Source organism: Azospirillum doebereinerae (genome assembly GCF_003989665.1).
In the GTDB taxonomy this organism is placed as follows: domain Bacteria; phylum Pseudomonadota; class Alphaproteobacteria; order Azospirillales; family Azospirillaceae; genus Azospirillum; species Azospirillum doebereinerae.
This window is the reverse complement of record NZ_RZIJ01000011.1, coordinates 108876-129966: the sequence shown is the minus strand read 5'-3', so window position 1 is coordinate 129966 and position 21091 is coordinate 108876. Positions and strand designations below refer to the sequence as shown.

Sequence of the window (21091 nt, the reverse complement as noted above, 5' to 3'; positions counted from 1 at the left end):
AGCGGGTCATGACGGACGGCGCGGCGTCGGCGCAGGACACCATCAAGCGGCTGTTCCGCGCGCTGAAGACGGAACAGCAGCGACGGGAGGCGCTGGAGGCGCAACAAACCGCGCGGGAGGCCGAGCCGGTCGCCGTCATCGGCATGGCCTGCCGCTTCCCCGGCGGGGCCAACAGCCCGGACGCCTTCTGGCGGCTGCTGGACGGCGGCGTCGACGCCATCGGCACCGTGCCGCCCGACCGCTGGGACGCGGCGGCCTTCCTGGATCCCGATGGCGCGCCCGGCACCATGCGCACCGCCCAGGGCGGGTTCCTCGACGTCTCCCTGGGGCTGTTCGACTACCCGTTCTTCCGCCTGTCGCCCAAGGAGGCGCGCGCGCTCGACCCCCAGCAACGTCTGCTGCTGGAGCTGGCGTGGGAGGCGCTGGAATCGGCGGGCATCGTCCCCGCCGGCCTGAAACGCAGCCGAACCGGCGTCTATGTCGGGCTGTCCGGCGACGACTACACCCTGGCCCACCGCCATTCCGGCGATCTGGCCCGCATCGACGCCTATTCGATCACCGGCAGCACCCCCAGCACCGCCGCCGGGCGCATCGCCTATGTCCTGGGGCTGGAAGGGCCGGCGATCCCGGTCGACACCGCCTGCTCCTCCTCGCTGGTGGCCTTCCATCTCGCCTGCCAGAGCCTGCGCGCAGGCGAGACCGATCTGGCCCTGGCCGGCGGGGTCAACCTGATCCTGGCGCCCGCCACCCATGTGTGCTTCTCGCGCCTCCAGGCGATCTCGCCGGACGGGCGCTGCAAGAGCTTCGCCGCCTCGGCCGACGGCTACGGGCGCGGCGAGGGCGGCGGCATGGTGGTGCTCAAGCGCCTGTCCGACGCGCTGCGCGACCGCGACCCGATCCTCGCGCTCGTCAAGGCCACGGCGGTCAACCAGGACGGCGCCAGCAACGGCTTCACCGCCCCCAACGGGGCCGCGCAGAAACGCCTGCTGCGCGAGGCTCTGGACAAGGCCGGGCTGACCCCGGCCGACATCCAGTATGTGGAGACCCACGGCACCGGCACCCCGCTCGGCGACCCCATCGAGGCCGACGCGCTGGGCGAGGCGCTCTGCCGCGACCGCGACCCGGCCCGCCCGCTGGTGCTGGGCGCGGTCAAGAGCAACATCGGCCATCTGGAGGCCGCCGCCGGCATGGCCGGCCTCATCAAGGTGCTGCTGTCCCTGCGCCACGGGCGGATTCCGCCCAACCTGCATTTCAGCGAGCCCAACCCGCTGATCCCCTGGGACGGCGCCGGCTTCCGCGTGCCGACCGCCCCGGTGCCCTGGGAACGCGGAGCGCAGGCCCGGCACGCCGGCATCAGCTCCTTCGGGTTCAGCGGCACCAACGCCCACGTCATCCTGGGCGAACCGCCGGAAGCGCCCGTCCCGCAGCCCGCCGCCGGCCCGTATCTGCTGTGCCTGTCGGCCCGGACGCCGGAGGCGTTGACGCAAACCGCGCGCCGTTTCAGCAACCACCTGGACGCCCTGCCGGACGGGGTCACGGCGCGGGACGTCTGCGCCACGGCGCTGCGCCACCGGACCCGCTTCCCCCACCGGCTGGCGGTGATCGCCGCCGACGCCGCCGGGCTGGCCCGCGCCCTGGACGGGCGGGAGGGCTTGGACCTCGACGCCGGCCGGGCGCTGCGGAACGCCGCCGAAACCTTCCGCCAGGGCGGCGAGCCGGACCTCGACGCCTTGGCGCCGCTTGGCGGCTACCGCCGGGCCGATCTTCCGGCCACCGCCTTCGAAGGGTTGCCTTGCCATCTCGGCGATCCGGGCGGCCCGCTGATCCCCGCCCCGGCGGCGCCCCAAGCGCGCCCGTCGCATCCGCTGCTCGGCCGGATGTGGCGCAGCCCGCTGCTGCGCGACACGCTGTGGGAGACCACGCTCGGCCTCGGCAGCCACCCGCTGTTCCGCGACCACCGGGTGTTCGGACGGCCGGTGGTCCCGGCGGCGGCCTTCCTGTCGCTGCTGCTGACCGCCGCCGCCCGGCACACCCCCGGCCACGCCTTCGACCTGGAGGACATCGCCTTCCCGGCCGCGCTGGCGCTGCCGGACGACGGGACGGTGACGCTGCATCTGCGGCTGCGGCCCCTGGAGGACGGGCGGGCGGAGCTGCGGCTCGCCCGCCTGACCGATTCCGGCCCGGTGACCCACGCCGCCGCGACCCTGTGCCCGGCGCGGGACGCCGCGCTGCCGGCAGAGCCCGTCGCGGCCCGCTGGGAATCCTGGACCACCGCCCTCGACGCCGGGGATCTGTTCGCGACGCAGGGCGAGCGGCTGACGCTCGGCCCCGCCTTCCGCCGGGTGACGGAGGCGAAGCGGACGAAGGACGCGGCGCTGGCCGCCCTGGACGCCGCTTCCGACACGGCCGTGGAGTCCTGGGCGCCGTCCTTCCACCCCGGCCTGATCGACGGCGGGCTGCAACTGCTGCCGGCCCTGTGGGGGCGAGGCGGGGACGAGGCGCTGGTGCCCGTCCGCATCGCCCGCCTGCGCTTTCCCGGCGCCCCGGCCGCGCCGTGCCGCTGGGCCGCCGCGACCCTGACGGCGGCCGGCGAACCCTTGGGCGACGTGCGGCTGCTGGACGGCGACGGGCGGGTGCTGCTGGCGCTCGACGGCGTCCACGGCCACCCGATGTCGGCGGACGACCTGCGCCGCGCGGCGGGAGCGGACGGAGCGGCGGGGCCGGCGCCCTGCTACCGCACCGTCTGGCGCCCGGCCCCCGACGCCGCGACCGGAGCGGCGACCGGGGGGCGCTGGATCGTCCTCGCCCCCGCCGGCCTGCCGGACGACGCCCTCCCCGGCGCCATCCGCCTTCCCGCCGACAGCGACGCCGCCCGCCTGACAACCGCCATCGCCGAGGCGGGGGCGGAGTTGACGGGCGTCGTCTGCCTGCACGCTCTGGACGGCGGCGAGGATCCCGCCCTTGCCGCGCCGGTCCTGCGCGTGGCCCGGACCCTGGCGGCGCTGGACGCTCCGCCGAAGCTGTGGATCGTCACGCGCGGCGCGCAGCCCGCCCGGCCCGAGGACGACGCCGATCCGTTCCAGGCCGCCCTCTGGGGGCTGGGCCGTTCGCTGGCCATGGAGCAGCCGCGCCTGTGGGGCGGGCTGGTCGATCTGCCGGCCGATCCCGACCCGACCATCTGGGACCGGCTGGCGGCGGCGCTGGCACCGGGCGAGCGCGCCTTGCGCGGCGGCGACACCCTGGTGCCCCGGCTGGAGCCGGCCGCCCTGCCCGACGCGGCGGCCCCGCCGATCCGGGCCGGGGTCACCTACCTCGTCACCGGCGGACTGGGCGCTCTTGGCCTGGAGCTGGCCGACTGGCTGTGCGGCCGGGGCGCCGACCATCTGGCGCTGCTGGGGCGCGGCCGACCGTCGCCCGCCGCGCAGGCCCGGCTCGACGCGCTGGCCGCCAAGGGCGCGCGGATCCGCATCCTGCGCGCCGACGCGGCGGATCCGGCGGCCCTGGCCTCCGCCCTGAACGGTCTTGCCGGGGAGATGCCGCCGCTGGCCGGCGTCTTCCATCTGGCCGGGGCGCTGCGCGACGGGCTGCTGGCCGACCAGACCGACGAAACGCTGGCCGGGGCGATGGCGGCCAAGGCCGGCGGCGCCTGGACGCTCGACCGCCTGACGCGCGGCCTGCCCCTGGAGTTGATGGTGTATTTCTCCTCCGCCACCGCCGTTCTGGGCGCGGCGGGGCAGAGCAACTACGCCGCCGCCAACGCCTTTCTCGACGCGCTGGCGGCGCGGCGGCGGCGGGCGGGGCGGCCCGCGCTCAGCGTCGCCTGGGGGCCGTGGGCCGGGACCGGCATGGCCGCCGGCCGAACCGTCGCCCAAGGACTGGACCTGCTCGGCTTCGCCGCGCTGACGCCGGCCGGGGCGCTCGACACCTTGGAACGGCTGCTGGCGACGGGCTGGAGCGGCGCGGCGGTGCTGCCGGTGGACTGGGCGCGCTACCGCCGGTCGCTGCCGGCCGGGGCGGTGCCGGAGATGCTGCGCGCTCTGCTGCCCGACGCCCCCCGGTCCCCGTCAACGGGGTTGAAGGACCGCAACGCGCTGGCCGCCTTCCTCGCCCGCACCGCCGCCGACGCGCTGGGCGCCGCGCCCGGCACCGCCATCGCCGAGACCCAAGATCTGTTCGAGCTGGGGCTGGACTCCCTGATGGCCCTGCGGATGCGCAACGCCATCGAAGGTGAGCTGGCGGTGAGCCTGCCCTCCACCATCCTGTTCGACCACCCGACCATCGCCGGGCTCTGCGAGGCTCTGGGCGACGCCGTAAAAAGCGACGCGCCCGAACAGCCGGGGCCCGCCGCATCCGCCGACGGCTCCCGCCTGAGTGCCGGGCAACAGGGGCTGTGGTTCCTGCAACAACTGGCCCCCGACAGCGCCGCCTTCCACACCTGCTTCACCGCCCGCATCCGTTCGGCCCTGGACGTGGACGCGCTGGAGCGGGCGTTCCGGCTGGTGCTCGACCGCCACCCGCCCCTGCGCGCCCGCTTCACCGCCCCCGGCGGGGTGCCGCGCCAGGACGCCATCCCCGCCGACCGCTTCGCCATCGAACCGGCCGACGCGCCGGACGGCGGGGAAAGCACCTTGCGCGCCGCCGTCGAAGCCGCCTACCGCCGCCCCTTCCGGCTGGAGGATGGGCCGCCGATCCGCGTCGGGCTGTGGCGTGTGGCCGAGGACGACCACGCGCTGCTGATCGCGGTGCACCACATCAGCATCGACGTGTGGTCCTTCGAGCGGCTGCTGACCGAAGTCAAACAGCTCTACGCCGCCCTGGTCCGGGGGGAGCCGGCCTCGCTGCCGCCGCCCTCCCACGGCTACGCCGATTTCGTGGAGTGGCAGCGGGAACGGCTGGCCGGAGAACGGGGACGCATCCTGCGCGACCATTGGCGCGAGCGGCTGGCCGGAGCGCCCCCCGCCGGCGCCCCGCCCTTGGCCCGCACCGCCCCAGGGCAGCCGGCGCTGAACGGCCGCTCCTTCCACTTCGAGCTGGACCGCGCGCGCACCGCCGCCCTGGAGCGGATGAGCCAGGAGAACGGCGCCACCCTGACCGTGACCCTGCTGGCGGCGTGGCTGCTGCTGGTCGGCCGGTTGACCGGCCGGGACGACGTGATCGTCGGCACCCCGGCGCTCGGCCGCAGCGAACGCGCCTGGGCCGACGCGGTCGGCTTCTTCGTCAACGTGGTGCCGATCCGCGCCAGCCTGTCCGGCGATCCGTCCTGGCCCGATGCCTTGCGGCTGGTGCGCCGGGCGGTGCTGGACGCCATCGCGCACCAGGATTTGCCCTTCTCCGAGATCGCCGCCCTGGCGCCGGAGGCCGACCGCGACGGGCCGCACCCGCTCTTCACCACCCTGTTCCACCTGCGCAACCTGGAGGAGATGGGGCCGTTCGGCAACGCCTTCATCCCCGGCCGGACCGCCCGCATCCCCTTCGGCGCGCTGGAGATCGAGCCCTTCTTCCTGGACCAGCAGGAGGGCCAGTACCCGCTGACCATGGAGTGGTTCAAGGCCGACGGCACGCTGCACGGCGTCCTGAAATACGACACCGCCCATTACGACGAAGCCGGGGCGGCGGCGGTGGCCGCGCATTACCGCGCCGCCCTGGACGACCTGCTGCGGCGGCCCACGGCGCCGGTCCGCTCCGTCGACGTGCTAACCGGCACCGACCGGGAGGCGCTGGCGCTGTGGCACGCCGCCGGGCGGACGGGGGAGAGCGGCTGCGTCCATCACCGCTTCGCGGACCAAGCCCGCCGCACCCCCGACGCCGTCGCCCTGACCGTCGAGGACACGAGCCTCAGCTACCGCGCGCTCGACCGCCGGGCCAACGCCTTGGCGCATGCCCTCGCCGGCCGTGGGGTGGGACCGGGCCGGCTGGTCGGCGTCTGCGTCGAGCGGTCGGCGGCGATGATCGTCGCGCTGCTGGCGGTGCTGAAGGCCGGCGGCGCCTATGTTCCGCTGTCGCCCGACGACCCGGCCGAGCGGCTGGCCGGGCTGGCCGGGGAGTCCGGGCTGGCCGTGGTGCTGGTGCAGCCCGACCGGCTGGACCGCTTCGCCGCCCTCGATCCCGACCGCGTCCTGACGCTCGATCCGGCGGCGCGGGACGAGCGGGACGACGCGCCGCCGGTGACGGTCACCCCCGACGACCTGATCTACGTGCTGTTCACCTCCGGCACCACGGGCACGCCCAAGGGGGTGATGATCGCGCACGACAGCGTGGCGAGCCTTCTGGACTGGCTCCAGGGCGCCAACCCGCTGACCCCGGACGACGCCGTGCTGGGCAAGACGCCGACCAGCTTCGACCCCTCGGTCTGCGAGATCTTCTGGCCGCTGACCACCGGCGCCCGGCTGGTTCTGGCCAAGGCCGACGGCCACACGGACCCCGCCCATCTGGTCGATCTGATGGCGCGGGAGCGGGTGACCGCCACCTTCACCGTGCCGTCGCAATGGCGGGCCTATCTGGATGAGCCGGGTCTCGCCGCCTGCCGGTCTCTGCGCTGGGTGGTCTGCGGCGGCGAGCCGCTGCCGGCCGCGCTGATCCGCCGCTTCCGCCGCGCTCTGCCCGACACCGCCCTGGTCAACGTCTACGGCCCGACCGAGGCGACGGTGTTCGTCTCCGCCTGGATCTGCCCCGACGATGTCGACGACGACGACGCGGTGCGGATCGGCGGCCCGGTCGCCGGCAGCCGGCTCCACGTGCTGGACGACACGCTGTCGCCGGTGCCGGTGGGCGTGCCGGGAATGCTGTATCTGGGCGGGCGCTGTCTGGCGCGCGGCTATCTGGGACGGCCGGACCTGACCGGGCAATCCTTCCTCCCCGATCCCTTCGCCGGCACGCCGGGCGCGCGGATGTACCGGACCGGCGACCGCGTGCGGCTGGTCCGCGACGCCGGGGGGGCGCTGGCGCTCCAGTTCCTCGGGCGGACCGACCGTCAGGTCAAGCTGCGCGGCATGCGGCTGGAAACCGGCGAGGTCGAGGCCGTCCTTCAACAGCACCCCGCCATCGCCCAAGCGGTGGTCCGGACGGTGGCCGCCCCCTCGGGCGAGCCCGTGCTGGGGGCCTGTCTGGTGCTGGCGGCGGGCGGCGGGCTGGACGAGGGGGAACCGGCGGCTTTCCTGGAACGCCGCCTGCCCGGCTGGATGGTGCCACGGCTGTGGGCGACCCTGCCGGCCCTGCCGCTGACCGCCCATGGGAAGATCGACGGCGCGGCGGTGGACCGCCACCTGCGCGCCGTCCTGGCCCGGCCGGCGGCGAGGGCGGAGGAACGCCCGCTTGCGCTTGCGCCCGCGCCGGCCGGCGACGCCGAGCGGACGGTCGCCGCCATCTGGCGCGACCTGCTGAACCTGACGGCGGTGGGACGGGACGACCATTTCTTCGACCTGGGCGGCACCTCACTGATGCTGGCGCGCGTGCGGCTGCGGCTGGAGGAGGCCGGCTTCGGCCCGGTGCCGATGCTGGAGCTGTTCCGCCACCCGACCGTCGCCGCCCTGGCGGCGCATCTGTCGGGCGCCGCGAAGCCCGCCGCCACGGCCGCGGTTCCGGCGCGGCCGACCGCGCAAGGCCACGCCGTCGCGGTGATCGGCATGGCCGCCCGCCTGCCCGGCGCCGCCGACGTCGACGCCTTCTGGGACAACCTGACCCGTGGGGTGGAGAGCGTCCGCCGCTTCACGCGGGACGAGCTGCTGGCCGCCGGGGTGCCGCCGTCGCTGGCGGACGACCCGTCCTACGTCCCGGCCAACGGGGTGCTGGAGGGGGTGGAGGATTTCGACGCCGGCTTCTTCGGCTATTCCCCGCGCGAGGCGGAGACCCTCGATCCCCAGCACCGCCTGTTCCTGGAGACCGTCTGGCACGCGCTGGAGCATGGCGGCTACGGCCGGCGCGGGCTGGCGGAGCGGGTCGGGATCTACGCCGGGTCGGAGATCAGCAACTACCTGCTGTTCAACCTCGCCCACCGGATCGACCCGGCGGAGATGAACGGCGGCTACGCGCTCAGCCTCGCCAACGACAAGGATTTCCTGGCGACGCGCGCCTCCTACGCGCTGGATCTGCGCGGGCCGGGGGTGACGGTGCAGACCGCCTGCTCGACCTCGCTCAGCGCGGTGGCGATGGCCTGCGACGCGCTGGCGGCGGGGCACTGCGACATGGCGCTGGCCGGCGGGGTCTCGATCCAGCTTCCGCAGGTCCAGGGCTACCGCTACCGCGAGGGCATGGTGGCCTCGCCCGACGGGCATTGCCGCCCCTTCGACGCGGAGGCCGGCGGCACCGTCAACGGCAACGGCGTCGGCGTGGTGCTGCTGAAGCCGCTGGAGCGGGCGCTGGCCGACGGCGACACGATCCACGCGGTGCTGACGGGCTGGGCGGTCAACAACGACGGCTCCCGCAAGCTGGGCTACACCGCCCCCAACGCCGACGCGCAGGCCCGCGCGCTGGCCGAGGCGTGGGAGAAGGCCGGCATCGCCCCCGCCGATCTCGGCTGTATCGAGGCGCACGGCACCGGCACCCCGCTGGGCGACCCCATCGAGGTGGCCGGGCTGGTCCAGGCCTGGGGCGACCGTCCCCGGCCCGCGTCGCCCTGCCTGCTGGGGTCGGTCAAGGGCAACATCGGCCATCTCGGCGCGGCGTCCGGCGTCGCCGGGCTGATCAAGGCGGTGCTGGCGGTGCGGCAGGGGCAAATCCCGCCCAGCCTGCATCTGCGGACGCCCAACCCGAAGATTCCCTTCGCCGGCTCGCCCTTCGCCGTCGCCACGGCCTTGCGCGGCTGGCCGGAGGGCGCGGCGCCCCGGCGGGCCGGCGTCAGTTCCTTCGGCATCGGCGGCACCAACGTGCATGTGGTGGTCGAACAGGCCCCGCCCCGCCCGGCGCCCGGTGCGGATGATGACGCGTGGCACGTCCTCCCCCTGTCGGCCGGCAGCGCCGCCGGGCTGGAGGCCATTGTGACAGGGTTGGCGGACACGCTGGACGCTCCCGGCGCTCCGGCGCTCGCCGACGCCGCCTTCACCTTGCAGGAGGGGCGGAGCGCCTTCGCCCACCGCGCCGCGCTGGTGGTCCGCAGCGTGGCGGAAGTCCCCGCCGCCTTGGCCCGCGCCTCCCGGACGCGGGTGCAGGGCGTGCCGGAGGTGGCCTTCCTCTTCCCCGGACAGGGCGCCCAACACCCCGGCATGCTGCGGGATCTCTACCGGTCCCGGCCGGATTTCCGGCAGGAGATCGACGCGGGGCTGGAGCGGCTGGCGGCGCTGGACGGCACCCCGGCCGGCACGCTGCGCGCCATGCTGCACCCGACCGCCGAGCGCCGGGCGGAGGCCGCCGCCTTTCTCGGGCAGACCCGTTACACCCAGCCCTTCCTGTTCATCGTCGAGCACGCGCTCGCCCGGCTGTGGCAGGGCTTCGGGGTCGCGCCGCGCGCGCTGATGGGGCACAGCGTCGGGGAGTACGTCGCGGCCGCACTCGCCGGGGTCTTCGCCTACGACGACGCGCTGGCGCTGGTCGCCGCCCGTGGCCGGCTGATGCAGGGCTTGGCCCCCGGCGCCATGCTGGCGGTCAACCTGCCGGCCGCCGAGGCTGCGGATCTGCTGTCGGACGAGGTCTGTCTGGCGGGGGACAACGGCCCCGCCCAATGCGTGCTGTCCGGCCCCGCCGAGTCCATCGCCGCCGTCGCCCGCCGCCTGGAGGCGCGCGGCGTGACCACCCACGCGCTCGCCACGTCGCACGCCTTCCATTCCGCGATGATGGACCCGATCCTGGAGGACTTCCGCCGCACCGTCGCCGGGGTCGAGCGCCTCGCGCCGCGCGTCCCGGTGATCTCCTGCCTGACCGGGACGTGGCTGACGAACGCCGAGGCCCGCGATCCCGATTACTGGGTGCGGCAGCTGCGCGGCGCCGTGCGCTTCCGCCAGGGGGTGGAAACCCTGCTGGCCGAACCGCGCCGGGCGTTGCTGGAGGTCGGGCCGGGACGGGTCCTGAGCGCCCAGGCCCAGCGTCTGGTCCACGGGCTGAGGGGGAAGGACGGCCCGCCGGTCCTCGCCACCGCAAGGCGCGAGACCGAGACCCGCGACGACCGCGAAGCCCTGCTCTGCGCCCTGGCCGCCCTGTGGACCGCCGGGGCGGAGGTGGCGTGGCGCCACGTCGCCGGGGCGGACGGGCGCGCGACGACGGGCCGGCGGGTGCCGCTGCCGCTCTACCCCTTCGACCGCCAGCGCTACTGGGTGGACCCGCCCGAGAGCGGACCGGCGCCCCGCACGCTGGTGGTGCCGGCGGCGGTGCCGGAACGGGCGGACGCCGCCCGCCGCTTCTACATCCCCCGCTGGACGGCGACCGCGTTGCCGGCCCCTCTGCCGACCGCTCCTGGCGCGGCGGAGGATGGGCTGTGCCTGATCTTCGCTGACGACACCGGCGTGGCGGAGCGGCTGGCCGGACGGCTGCGCGAACGGGGCGGCCGGGTCGTCACCGTCCGCCCCGGCGCCGGCGGCGAAAGCGCCGGAGCCGACGCGCTCACCCTGCCCCACCGGGCCGAGGCCTACCGGGATTTGCTCGCCCGCTTGCGCGCCCAAGGGCCGTTGCGCCGGATCGTCCACGCCTGGAGCCTGGGGGCGCCGGTCAACCGGACCCGCGAGCTTGGCCTGGAAAGCCTGCTGTTCCTGGCCCGGACCCTGGCGGAGCGCCCGGATTCGCTGGACCTGACCATCGTCGCCGCTGGGGTGCAGGACGTGGCGGGCGACGAGCCGGCCCCGGCGCAGGCCGCCCTGCTGCTCGGCCCCGCAACGGTCATCCCCCGCGAATGCCCGTGGGTGGCCTGCCGAATCCTCGACACCGACCCGGCGCAGCCCGACCCGGCCCGGACGGCCGACCGCATTCTGGGCGAACTCCACGACCGGCGGGGCGACCGGCTGGTGGCCTACCGCCGCAACCGCCGCTGGGTGCGGGATTTCCAGCCGCTGACCATCGGCGGGGACACGCCCGGCCCGCTGCGCGAGCGGGGGGTCTACCTGATCACCGGCGGTCTCGGTGGGATCGGGCTGGAGATCGCCCGCTTCCTGGCGAAGCGCTGTCAGGCCCGGCTGGTCCTGTGCGGACGCGGCGCCCTTCCCCCCGGCGATCCGCGCCACGAGACCCTGCGCGAGATCGCCGGCCACGGCGCGTCCGTGACCCTGGCGAGCGCCGACGTGACCGACCCCGCCGCGATGGAGGCGCTGGTCGCCCGCATCCTGGCCGAGCACGGCACGCTGCACGGGGTGATCCACGCCGCCGGCACCGCCGACCACGGCGCCATCGCCGCCAAGACGCCGGAGAGCATGGCGCGGGTGCTGGCCCCGAAGGTGGAGGGCACGCTGGCCTTGGCCGGCGCGGCGGCGGGGATCCCGCTGGATTTCCTGGCGCTGTTCTCGTCGAGCAGCGCGGTGCTGGGGGCGGCCGGGCTGATGGACTACGCGGCGGCCAATGCCTTCCTCGACGCCTTCGCCCACCGGCGCAGCGCGGCGGGGCTGCCCACGCTGTCCATCGGCTGGGACGCCTGGGCCGACACCGGCCTGTCGAAGGGCGCGTTCCGGACCGGCGTCAGCCGCCGGCAGGCGGCCCAGGCGCTGACCGTGGAGGAGGGGATCGACGCCTTCGCCCGCATCCTGACCCAGCCGGGCCTGCCCCACGTCGTGGTCTCCCCCACCGACCTGAACGCCATGCTGGACGACATCGCGGCGGCCGGGCGGACGGAGGAGCGAGAGCAAGCCCCGGAGGCCCGCGCCTACGAGCGTCCCGACCTCGCGACCTCCTTCGTCGCGCCCGGCACCCCGGCCCAGCGCCGGGTGGCGGCGCTGTGGCAGGAGATCCTCGGCATCCGGGCGGTGGGCATCCGGGACAACTTCTTCGACCTCGGCGGCGATTCCCTGGTGGGGGCGCGGCTGGTCGCCCGCCTGAACCGGGAGTTCGGGGCCGGCCTTCCGGCGGTGACCCTGTACGAGACCCCGACCGTGGAGACCCTGGCCCTGCGCCTGGAACCGGGCAAGCCCGACGCCAGGCCGGCGCCAGCCGACGAACTCACCCTGGACAAAAGCCGGGACAGCCGCCGCTCGCGGCGCGACAGAAAACGGGACGACTTCCTTCCATGAGCATGACCAGCGGCAACGACGATCTGGACGGCGCCATCGCCATCATCGGCATGGGGCTGCGCGTGCCGGGCGCCGACACGCCCGACGCGTTCTGGCGCAACCTGCGCGACGGCGTGTGCTCCATCGCCACCTTCACGCAGGACGAGCTGCGGGCGGCCGGCGTGCCGGAGGCCGAGTTCACGCATCCCGACTACGTCCCGGTCGGCGGCGTGCTGCCCGGCATCGACCGCTTCGACGCCGGCTTCTTCGGCTTCACCGCGCGGGAGGCCGAATGCCTGCCGCCGCAGAACCGCCTGCTGTTCGAATGCTGCTGGGAGGCGCTGGAGCAGGCCGGCTACGACCCCAAGGGCACCCCCGGCCGCACCGGGCTGTTCTTCGGCCAGAGCCTGGACAGCTATTGGCGCAACAACGTCGCGCCCAACCTGACCGCGCTGGACGTCGGGCTGGATTTCTTCGCCAACCCGGATTTCCTCAGCACCGGCATTGCCTACAAGCTCGACCTGCGGGGGCCGGCGCTGACGGTGCAGTCCTTCTGCTCGACCTCGCTGCTGGCGGTGCATCTGGCCCGGCAGAGCCTGCTGGAGGGCGAGTGCGACATGGCGCTGGCCGGCGGCGCCTCGGTCCGGGTGCCGCAGGCGCAGGGCTACCGCCATATGCCCGACAGCCTCTATTCGCAGGACGGGGTGGTCCGCGCCTTCGACGCCGGGGCCAACGGCACGCTGTTCAGCAACGGCGTCGGCGCGGTGCTGCTGAAGCGGCTGGACGACGCGCTGGCCGACGGCGACCGCATCGACGCGGTGATCCGGGGCTCGGCCGCCAACAACGACGGCAACCGCAAGGCCGGCTACAACGCCCCCAGCGTCGACGGGCAGGCCCGCGTGGTGGTCCAGGCGTTGCGCGACGCCGGGGTGCCGGCGGACAGCGTCGGCTACGTCGAGTGCCACGGCACCGGCACCCTGCTGGGCGACCCGATCGAGATCGCCGCCCTGACCAAGGCGTTCCGCGTCTTCACCGACCGGCGGGGCTATTGCGCGGTCGGCTCGGCCAAGCCGAACATCGGGCACGCCGACCGCGCGTCGGGCGTGGTCGGGCTGATCAAGGCGGCCTTGAGCCTGCGCCACCGCACCCTGCCCGGCCTGCTGAACTTCCAGGCTCCCAACCCGCGCATCGACTTCGCCGGCTCGCCCTTCCACGTCAACGAGCAAACCCGGCCGTGGGAGGCCGTGGACGGTCCCCGCCGCGCCGGGGTGACCTCGCTCGGCTACGGCGGGACCAACGTGCATCTGGTGCTGGAGGAGGCGCCGGAGCCGCCGCCCCGCACAATGGACACCCGGACGGCGGACGCGGGCCGCCCCCAGGCGATCCTGCTGTCGGCCCGCACGCCCACGGCGCTGGACGCCGCCGCGCAACGGCTGGCCGAGCATCTGGAGCGCCAGCCCGACCAGCCGCTCGACGCCGTCGCCCACACCCTGCGGGCCGGGCGGCACGGCTTCAACCACCGCCGGCTGGTCGTCGGCGCCAGCGCCGGCGAGGTGGCGCGGCGGCTGCGCGAGGGGAAGGCCACCGACGCCGCCGTCACCCGGCGCAACCCGCGCGTCCATTTCGTCTTCTCCGAAACGCCGCTGGACCGCGCCGCCGCGCTGGGCGCCTACCGCGCCGACCCGACCCTGCGCCGGCTGCTCGACGAGGGCCGCGCGGCACCCTTCGGCGAGGCGCTCGACGGGCTGACCGGCCCGGAAGCCCGGCTGCTGTTCGACCACGCGCTCGCCCGCGCCTGGATCGCCTGGGGGATCGAGCCCACCGGCCTGGAGGGCAGCGGCCGCGGCCGTCTGGCGGCGGCCTGCGTCGCGGGGGTGCTTGGACTGGACGAGGCGCTGGAACGGCTCGCCAGCGGCCGGGACGCCCCGCCGCTGCCGCCGCAGGACGCCGCCGATCCCGCCGACATCCGGCTCGACATCGGCCTTCCCGACAGCGGGAGCGGCAACGAAAGTGGTGGCGCGGCCGGATTGGCGCGGATGATCGGGCAAGTGTGGCTGGACGGCGTCGATCTCGACTGGACCGCCGTCCACGGCGGCACGGCGCCCCAGAGGCTGTCCCTGCCCACCTACCCCTTCGAACGGGAACGCCACTGGCTGGACGGCCGGGCGGAACCGACCGCCCCGAAGGCAGCCGCCCCCGCCACCGTCGCCACCGTCGCCACCGAACCGCCGCCCGGCTTCCAGGTGCCGTCGTGGCGACGGCTGCCGCCGCGCGTTGCCGCCGCCGAGGGGCCGCGCTGCCGCATCCTGGTGCTCGACCGCGACGGGCTGGGCGAACGTCTGGCCGACGCCTTGGAGAGTCGGGGCGACACGGTGATCCGCATCGCCGCCGGGGAGCAGACCACCAACCCGGCGGAGCGGCGCTACACCGTCGACACCGCCCGCCCCGACCAGTTGGACCGCCTGCTGACCCGTCTGAAGATCTGGGAGCCGACCGCGCTGGTCTTCTGCGCCGATCCAGGCAATGTGGAGGGGGCCGGAACCGGTATCGCCGAACGGGCGTTGTCCGGGTTCCTGGAACTGCACCGCTGGATCCGCGCGGTGGACGCGGTGTGGCCGGAAAAGCCCTTCGCCCTCCACGTGGTCGGCTCCGGCCTGTTCCAGGTGACCGGCGCCGACCCGCTCCGGCCGGAGCTGGCGGCGCTGCCCGCCCTGGCGGCGGTGGCGGCCCAGGAATACGCCCATCTGACCGGCCGCGTCCTCGACGCCGGGGAAACGGTCACAGCCGACAGCGTCGCGGCGGAACTGCGGCTCCCGGCGAGCGACGCCACCGCCGCCGTGGTCGCCCTGCGCGGCAACCAGCGCTGGAGCCCCGCCACCGAGGCCTTGCCGCTGGACGGCGAAACCCTGGCCGGGCGGCTGCGGCCGGGCGGCGTCTATCTGATCACCGGCGGGTTGGGCGGCATCGGCCACACCCTGGCCCGGCATCTGGCCGAAACGACGGCGGCGCGGCTGGTGCTGGTGTCGCGCGACATCCCCAACCCAGGCGACACCGGCGACAAGGCCCGGCGGCTCGACGCCCTGCGCGCGCGGGGCACCGAGGTGCTGGCGCTGGCCGCCGACGCCGCCGACCCGAGCCAGATCGCCCGCGCGGTGGCGCAAGGTCGCGCCCGCTTCGGCCGGATCGACGGGGCGATCCACGCCGCCGGACTGCCCGGCGCGGTGACGCTGGACGCGCTGACCGCCGAACAGGCCCGCGCGGTGATGGCGCCCAAGGTGGCGGGGGCCTGCGCGCTGATCGACGCCTTGCGCGACGACCCGCCGGACTTCCTGATGCTGTGCTCCTCTTTGGCCGCCGTGGCGCCGACGGTCGGGCAGGCCGATTACGCCGCCGCCAACGCGGTGCTGGACGCGCTCGCCCAGCGGCCGGACAACCCGATGCCGGTGATCTCCGTCAACTGGAACTCCTGGCGGACGGTCGGCATGGCCCAGGACGTCTGGAGCCGCCGGGCGGAAACCACCGCGCTCGACCATCCGGTGTTCCATGAGAGGACACGGATGCCGGACGGGGAGATCCGCTACCACGGCCGGCTCGACGCCGGGCGCGACTGGCTGCTGGCCGAACACCGGCTGTTCGGCCGCCCGACCCTGCCGGGAACCGGGGTGGTCGAGCTGGCGCTGTCGGCCTTCGTTCATCACCAGGGCCATCACCAGAGCGGTTTCCAGCCGGTGGAGCTGCGCGACGTGGCGCTGGTCCGCCCCCTGACGCCGAACGCCGAGGGCGTGGCCGAGTTGCGGGTCGTCCTGCTCCCGTCCGGCGAGGGCACCGCCTTCCGGGTGGAGAGCGTCACGCCGGACGCCGCTCCCCGCCTGCACGGCCAAGGCACGCTGCACCGGCTGGAGGGGGGACGCCCGGCTCCGGTCGCGGTCGCCCCCGCCGCCCGGATCCACGCGTTGCCGGAACGAACCTCCCCCGACCTGCAACTGGGGCCGCGCTGGCGGACCCTGACCAAAGTGACCGGCGACGACCGCCGCAGCGTCGCCGAGCTGTCCCTGTCCGCCCCCTTCCACGGCGATCTGGCGACGGCGCGGCTGCACCCGGCCCTGTTGGACATCGCGACCAGCGTCCACGGCCACGCCCGGACGCCGGACGACCTGCAGTTGCCGGTGGGCTACCGCCGCCTGCGCGTCCACGCGCCGCTGGAGGCGGAGCTGGTCAGCGTCGCCCAACTGCCGCCCGACCGCCGCGACGGCGCGACGCGCTGGGACATGGTTCTGGCCGACCGCCAGGGCCGGGTGCTGGTGGAGATCGACGGCTACACGCTGGCGTCTCCGTCCGGCGGCGCCGCGACCGGCCCGGACACACCGCGTGCCGCCGACCGCCTGCACGGCAACCCGTTCGAGGCCGACAGCATCACCCCGGAGGAGGGCGTCGCCATCTTCCGCAAGCTGCCCATCGGCATCGCCCCGCAACTGATGGTCTCCCGCGCCGCGGCGTCCGCGGCCCCGGCGGCGCCCGCTCCATCGGACGGCAGCGCCACCGCCGCCCCGCGCGGAGTCCAGGACACGCGCGCCGCCCTGACCGCCCTGTGGCAGCGCATCCTGGGCGGCCCGCCGCCGGCCCTGGACGCCAGCTTCTTCGAGCTGGGCGGCAACTCGCTGGGCGCCACCCGGATCCTGTCGCACATCCGGGAGACCTACGGCGTGACCCTGGACATCCGCGGCTTCTTCGCCACCCCCACCGTCGAGGCCCTGGCCCAACGGATCGAGGCCGCGACCGTCCCCGCCGCCGAGGACGACGACCGCGAGGAAGGCACCTTATGAGCGACGGCCTGGACACGCTCCTTCGCCAGTTGGAGAACCTGGGCGTCCGGCTGTGGGTCGAGGCCGGGCAGCTGCGTTTCTCCGCGCCCAAGGGGGTGGTCCAGGGCAGCCTGCGCGACGCGCTGATCGGACGCAAGGCCGAGCTGATCGCCCGTCTCTCGGCGCCGGAAGAGGCGCGCGAGGCGGTGGAGACGGCGTTCCCCGCCTCGGCCAACCAGGAGACGCTGTGGTCCCTGGACCGGGTGGAGACCGACTGCCCGTCCCTGTACATCGAGGCGCGGGCGGTCCGGCTGAACGGCGAGCTGGACGTTGCGGCGCTGGGCTCCGCGCTGAACGCGCTGTGCCGCCGCCACGACAGCCTGCGCACCCGGCTGGAGCTGCGCGACGGCGCGCTGTGCCAGATCGTCTCCCCCGCCCTGTCCGTCGCCCTGCCGGTGGAGGACGCCACCGGCCTCGACCCGGCGGCGCTCGACGAGCGGGTCAACGCCGTCGCCTGGGCGCCCTTCGCGCTGGATCGGGCGCCGCTGCTGCGGCTGCACCTGCTGCGCACCGGCGCGCAAAGCTGGATCCTGGTGTTCAGCCAGCACCATGTGGTCACCGACCGCTGGTCCATCGCCCTGCTGGTGGGGGAGCTGTCGGCGCTCTACGCCGCCTTCCAGGCAGGGCGCCCGTCGCCGCTGCCGCCCCCGGCGGCGCAGTACGGCGACTACACCCGCTGGCAGCGCGACCGGCTGGCGGGGGAGTGGGGGGAGGCGCTGCTGGCCTATTGGCGGCAGGCCCTGGCCGACGCCCCGCCGCTGCTGGCCCTGCCGACCGACCGCCCCTATCCCGGCCGACAAAGCTACCGGGGCGGGAGGATCACGGTCCCGCTGGACGCGGGCTTGCGCGACGGGGTGGAGGCCCTGTGCCGGCGGGAGAAGGCCACGCCCTTCATGGTCTTCACCGCCGCCTTCACGGCGCTGCTGCACCGGATCACCGGGCAGGAGACTATCGTGCTCGGCACCCCCATCGCCAACCGGCTGCGCCCGGATCTGGAGGCGGTGCCCGGCTATTTCGTCAACACCCTGGCGCTGCGCACCGACGTGGACGGGCGTGCGGCCTTCCGCGACCTGCTGGCGGGGGTGCGCGACACCGCGCTCGCCGCCTACGAGCACCAGGAGCTGCCCTTCAGCCTGCTGGTCGACGCGCTGCGGCCGGAGCGCGGCCAGCCGCACCCGCCGGTCTTCCAGGCGATGATCGTTCTCCAGAACGTGGAGATGGCCGAGCTGTCGTTGGTCGGCGTCGCCCTCGCCCCGCACCCGCTGCGCGCCGACACCGGCAAATACCCGCTGCTGCTGACCATCCTGCCCGACGAGCCGGGCGGGCCGAAGCTGTGCTGGGACTTCCAGAGCGATCTGTTCGACGAAGCCACGGTGGCGGGGATCGCGCGCCGCTTCACCGTCCTGCTGGCCGACGCGCTGGCGGCGCCCGACAGGGCGGTCCACGCGCTGGCCCTGCTGACGCCCGAGGACGAACGGGCGTTGCTGCGGGCCTCGAACCGGACGCTCTCGACCGTCACCCCCGGCGACGCCACCATCGCCGCCCTGTTCGCCGGCCAAGCGGCGGCCACGCCGGACGCCGTCGCCCTGCGCTTCGGGGAGCGCCGCGTCGGCTACCGCGCGCTGGACCGGCAGGCCGAAACGCTGGCCCGCCGGCTGCGGGAGCATGGCGTGGGCCGGGGCGATCCCGTGGGCATCGCGCTCGACCGTTCGCCCGAGCTGATCGCCGGGCTGCTGGCGATCCTCAAGCTGGGCGCGGTCTACGTGCCGCTGGACCTCCGCTACCCGGCCGAGCGCTTGGCCTGGATGGCGGAGGATTCCGGCATCCGGCTTCTGGTCACCGACGCCGCCGGGGCCGGGGGCATCGGCTGGACCGGGGTTCCCCGGCTGGTGGTGGAGGCCCTGCCCTTCGCCGGGGATGACGCGCCGGCGCCGCTTCCCGATCCCGGCACCGACGCCGGCAGCCCCGCCTACGTCATGTACACCTCCGGCTCCACCGGCCGCCCCAAGGGGGTGGTCGTTCCCCAGCGCGGCGTGGTCCGGCTGGTGAGGGGCGCCGACTACGCCCGCTTCGGCGCGTCCGAGGTGATGCTGCTGCTGGCCCCGGTGTCCTTCGACGCCTCCACCCTGGAGATCTGGGGCAGCCTGCTGAACGGCGGCACCCTGCTGATCGCCCCGCCGTTGGACGACGACCTGCTGGCGCTGGGGCGGGTCGTCCGCGAGGGCGGCGTCACCACCCTGTGGCTGACCTCGGGCCTCTTCACCCTGATGGTGGACACCGCCCTCGACGACCTGCGCGGCGTGCGCCAGTTGATCACCGGGGGCGAGGCCCTGTCGCGCCGCCACGCGGCCGAGGTTCTGGCGCGGCTGCCGGACACCACGCTGGTCAACGGCTACGGCCCGACGGAGAACACCACCTTCACCGCCTGCCACCGCTTCCCCAAGGGGCCGGCGGCCGTATTCCCGGCTGGGCGGCCGATCGCCGGGACCAGCGTGTACGTCCTCGACGCCCACGGCAACCCGGTGCCGCCGGGGGTGGCGGGCGAGTTGCTGACCGGCGGCGACGGGCTCGCCATCGGCTACCACAACCAACCCGGCCTGACCGCCGAACGCTTCGTCACGCTGGATCTGGCGCTGGGCGGCGAGCGCTGGACGGAACGGCTCTACCGCACCGGCGATCTCGCCCGTTGGGTCCCCGATCCCGCCACCGGCGGGTTGGTGATAGACATCCTCGGCCGCATCGACCGGCAGGTGAAGATCCGCGGCTTCCGCATCGAGCCCGGCGAGGTCGAGGCCCAGCTCGGCGCCCTGCCCGGAATCGCCGATTGCGCCGTGGTGGTCCGCCACGACGACGGGCAGCCCCGGCTGGTGGCCTATTGGGTGCCGGCCGCGTCCTCGCCGCCCCCCGATCCGCGCGCCGCTCTGGTGAGCCGCCTGCCGGACTACATGGTTCCCAGCCAGTTCGTGGCGCTGGACGCGCTGCCGGTGTCGCCGACCGGCAAGACCGACCGGCAGGCGCTCGCCTCCGACCGCTTCCGGGTGGCGCCCGCTTCCGGCGGCGAGGCCCCGGCCACCCCCACCGAGACCCTGCTGGCCGAACTCTGGGCCGGGGTCCTGGACGGCGGGCCGGTTCACCGGACCACGCATTTCTTCGAGCGCGGCGGCAACTCGCTGTCGGCGATCCGCATGATCGCGCGCGTCCGCGAGGTCCTGGCCGCCGCCGGCCGCTCCGACGATCTCCCCGTGCGCAGCGTCTTCGAGCATCCCACGCTCGCCGCCCTGGCCACCGTCATCGACCGCGCCGAGACCGGAACCGGCGAGGAGGACGCCGGCGCGCCGCTGTCCCCGCGCAACCTCGGCCGGAGCGGCCTGCCGCTGTCCCACGCGCAGGAACGGCTGTGGGTGCTGGAAAAGCTGCTGCCGACGGGCGGGGCCTACAACGTGCCGGGCCGGTACCGGATCGACGGGCCGCTCGACGCCGACGCGCTGGAACACGCGCTGCGGACGGTCGTCGAGCGCCACGACACCCTGTCGGCCGTCTTCACCGAACAGGATGGGCGCGGCGTGCAGTGCATCGCCCCCGCCGGCTTCCGCCTGTCCCGTCAGGATTGCGCCGCCGCCGACCTGCCCCGCCGGCTGGCCCTGGAAGCCGAGGCACCCTTCGACCTGGAGCGCGGCCCGCCGATCCGCGCCACCCTGTTCCGCACCGGCCCCGACGCGCATTGCCTCCAGGTGGTCATGCACCATCTGGTCTGCGACGGCTGGTCGGTGGCGGTCTTCCTGCGCGAGATGGAGACGCTCTACGCCGGCCGCTCCCCCCTGCCGCCCCTGCCCGTGCAATATCAGGACTACGCCGACTGGCACCGGGAATGGCTGCGAGGCCCCCGGCTGGAGCGTCTGCTCGGCTATTGGCGGACCAAGCTGGACGGGCTGCCCGACGGGCTGGAGCTGCCGACCGACTACCCCCGACCGCCGGTTCCCGGCAACCGGGGCGCCACGGCGGTCTTCACGGCCGACGTCGGGATGGCGGCGGTGGACCGCCTGTGCCACGCGCGCGGGATCAGCCGCTTCATGCTGTTCTACGCGGTCTTCGCGGCCCTGCTGCACCGGGTCA

3 protein-coding genes (1 of these 3 running past the window's edge) are annotated in these 21091 nt (G+C 75.0%); all 3 read left to right on the top strand.

What is annotated here, in order from left to right:
- Window positions 1–8 precede the first annotated feature (8 nt).
- Tightly spaced (each overlapping or abutting the next), the 3 genes in view from EJ913_RS15340 to EJ913_RS15330 form a layout consistent with a single transcriptional unit that may run on beyond the window.
- Entirely contained in the window at window positions 9–12137 is a 12129-nt protein-coding gene (locus EJ913_RS15340) for a non-ribosomal peptide synthetase/type I polyketide synthase (protein WP_126999350.1), read from the top strand.
- On the top strand, window positions 12134–16939 hold the full coding sequence (locus tag EJ913_RS15335) for a type I polyketide synthase (RefSeq protein ID WP_126999348.1): 4806 nt from the start codon (window positions 12134–12136) through the stop codon (window positions 16937–16939). The genes EJ913_RS15340 and EJ913_RS15335 overlap by 4 nt, the downstream gene beginning before the upstream one ends.
- Window positions 16936–21091: the start of a non-ribosomal peptide synthetase gene (locus EJ913_RS15330; protein WP_126999346.1), read on the top strand. It continues 5747 nt past the right edge of the window; only the first 4156 of its 9903 coding nucleotides appear in the window; its start codon is at window positions 16936–16938; its stop codon lies beyond the right edge, outside the window. Before EJ913_RS15335 ends, EJ913_RS15330 begins: the two co-directional genes overlap by 4 nt.